Raw genomic sequence first — 2,846 nt, forward strand, 5'->3', positions numbered from 1 at the left:
GTTTAAAAAAATACTGATTGCCAACCGTGGAGAAATAGCCCTGCGTATAATACGCACCTGTAAGGAAATGGGTATCAAAACGGTGGCTGTTTATAGTACTGCGGATAAAGACAGCCTGCATGTGAAGTTTGCGGATGAAGCAGTGTGTATAGGCAAACCGCAAAGCAGTGAATCCTACCTGAATATCCCTCACCTGATGGCTGCTGCGGAGATCACCAATGCAGATGCCATCCATCCCGGTTACGGTTTCCTGGCAGAAAATGCCCGCTTTGCCGAAATATGCGGCGAGCATGGTATTAAGTTCATTGGCCCCACCCCGGATATGATCCGGAAAATGGGGGATAAGATGACGGCCAAAGAAACCATGATAGCAGCCGGTGTACCGGTGATACCGGGATCCGAAGGTTTATTGGAAAGCCTGGAACAAGCCAAGGAATTAGCCAAGAAAATGGGCCTGCCCGTGATCCTGAAAGCTACAGCCGGCGGCGGTGGTAAAGGGATGCGCGTGGTATGGCAGGATCATGAGCTGGAGAATGCCTATAACATGGCCAAAACAGAAGCCCGCGCCGCTTTCAGCAACGACGGTATTTACATGGAGAAATTCGTGGAAGAGCCCCGTCACATTGAAATACAGGTAGCCGGCGACCAATATGGCAAGGTATGCCACCTGAGCGAAAGGGACTGCTCTATACAGCGCCGTCACCAGAAGCTGGTGGAGGAATCGCCCTCCCCGTTCATGACGCCGGAGCTGCGTGAGAAAATGGGGGAAGCTGCTATTAAAGCCGCCTCCGCCATTAATTATGAAAGCGTAGGCACCATTGAATTCCTGGTGGATAAGCACCGCAACTTTTACTTCATGGAAATGAACACCCGTATACAGGTGGAACATGGGGTAACGGAAGAGGTGATCAACTTTGACCTGGTTAAAGAACAGATCAAGATAGCGGCAGGCATCCCCATCTCCGGCAAGAATTATACACCGCAGATGCATGCCATTGAATGCCGTATTAACGCAGAAGATCCGTACAACGACTTCCGCCCATCCCCGGGTAAAATAACGGTATTGCACATACCGGGCGGCCACGGGGTGCGGGTAGATTCCCATATTTACGCCGGTTACGTAATTCCGCCCTACTATGATAGTATGGTGGCCAAGATCATAACGGTTGCGCAAACCCGGGAAGAAGCCATCAATACTATGGAACGTGCGCTGAGCGAGTTTGTAATTGAAGGGGTGAAAACCACCATTCCATTCCACCAGCAGCTGATGCGTGATGAGAACTTCCGTAAAGGTAACTTTACCACAAAGTTCACTGAAACCTTTAAGCTGGTATAAGCAGTAATTAATAAGATCTTATGTGTGCCACACCTTTAAGGTGTGGCACACGTTTTTACTCCACTTTTATAACGGTCGTGCGCTTGCCGATCCCGTTCTCATTGAACGGCTCTATACAGAAATAATAAGGCTGGTCTTTTTCCATAGCCGAGAAGTAATATTCATTATTACCATACACCGTAATGCTGGTGTACAGCTTATCCGGCGCGGTGCCGGTATAAATAGTATAGCCGGTGGCGTTACTGCTGGTTTGCCATTTAAGCCAGGCATTCCGCCGCTCACTGTTGCCCCGCAATGCAATAAACTCTTTTACCGTATCCGGTACGCTGCCTTTACCCCGGCCAAACACCCGTAACCCGCTAATGGCAAACTTACCGGAGGGCATGTGCACATTTTCCATTTTTATATAGCGGGCCTGTACGGGAGCGGCAAGGGGAATATAATCATGCGGCACATCCGTAGTGTTGCGGCTTTTATCGGTTAACAGCTTCCAGCTGCGGCCATCTGCAGAGCTATAGAGCTTATATTGATGGTACAGGCCGGGTTGCTTGCCCATGATGGTGGCGTCCTGGTCGGCATAGTTGATCTGTATGGCGTGTATGGTGCTCAGCTGTCCCAGGTCGGTCTGGATCCATTCACCCTTATTGCCGGTAGCAGCGCTCCAGTAGGTTTTAATATTTTCATCTACCGCATTATTGGGGGCATAGCCGCCGTAGGTAGAGGATACCTGTACCGGTTTATTATAGTTCAGCAACATCCAGCCGGTGAACAGGCTTTTAGTGGCAGCGGCGGCAGGCAGGTAATGTGGGTAGTCGCCATAAGCGGTGTTACAGAACAACAGGTCATCCTTATCAAAACCTGCCGGCCATATACCGATCCTTCTTTCAAAATTATTTTTAGTACCGATCACGATGGTAGATACATGCCACCAGTTACCGTACGTATCCTGGTAGGTGGCCCCATGACCTGCGCCCCGTGCAAACCCGCCGGGTTTGTATGAAAAGGGGTTGTGTGACTGATAGGTAAAAGGGCCCAGGGGGTGTTTGCTTACATACACACCATCCCCATACCCGCTGAACTCTGTGCCTGGTGCGCCGTATTGCAGGTAGTACAAGCCATTGTGCTTATTCATCCAGGCGCCTTCTATAAAGGGTTTCAGGAAGGTGTTATCATTATGCTCGCCAAAACGTTCCCAGCCATGCAAAGTATCGTTTAGCCGTATAAGTGATCTGCGCTCGCCAATGGGCTGTAATGTTTTGCGGTCCACTTCCTGCCCGTAAACGGGAAACTCATTGCTGGAGCCATGGTACAGGTACAAACGTCCATCATCATCCGCAAAAAAAGCGGGATCCCATGCGCCTGCCCGGAAAGAATCTACCGCCTCTTTCCAGCTGTCTGTACGGGGATCCCTGCTCATCCACAAAGGAAAATTTTTCGAGTAGGTTGATCCGATCACCAACAAGCTATCGCCCAGCACTACCGTAGCAGGTGCGCACAGCTCATCATACAC

General features: G+C 50.2%; 2 protein-coding genes. One reads left to right on the top strand and one right to left on the bottom strand.

What is annotated here, in order from left to right; translation table 11 throughout:
* The first annotated feature begins 10 nt into the window (after window positions 1-10).
* Window positions 11-1,336, top strand: a complete 1,326-nt coding sequence (accC, locus tag VIM72_RS12395) for an acetyl-CoA carboxylase biotin carboxylase subunit (RefSeq protein ID WP_414648991.1) — start codon at window positions 11-13, stop codon at window positions 1,334-1,336.
* A gap of 55 nt (window positions 1,337-1,391) precedes the next feature.
* Here accC and VIM72_RS12400 read toward each other — a convergent pair.
* Window positions 1,392-2,846, bottom strand: a 1,455-nt coding sequence (locus VIM72_RS12400) for a discoidin domain-containing protein (protein ID WP_332003148.1), incomplete at its 5' end; no start/stop codon positions are given.

This window comes from Chitinophaga sp., assembly GCF_036569185.1.
GTDB lineage: Bacteria > Bacteroidota > Bacteroidia > Chitinophagales > Chitinophagaceae > Chitinophaga.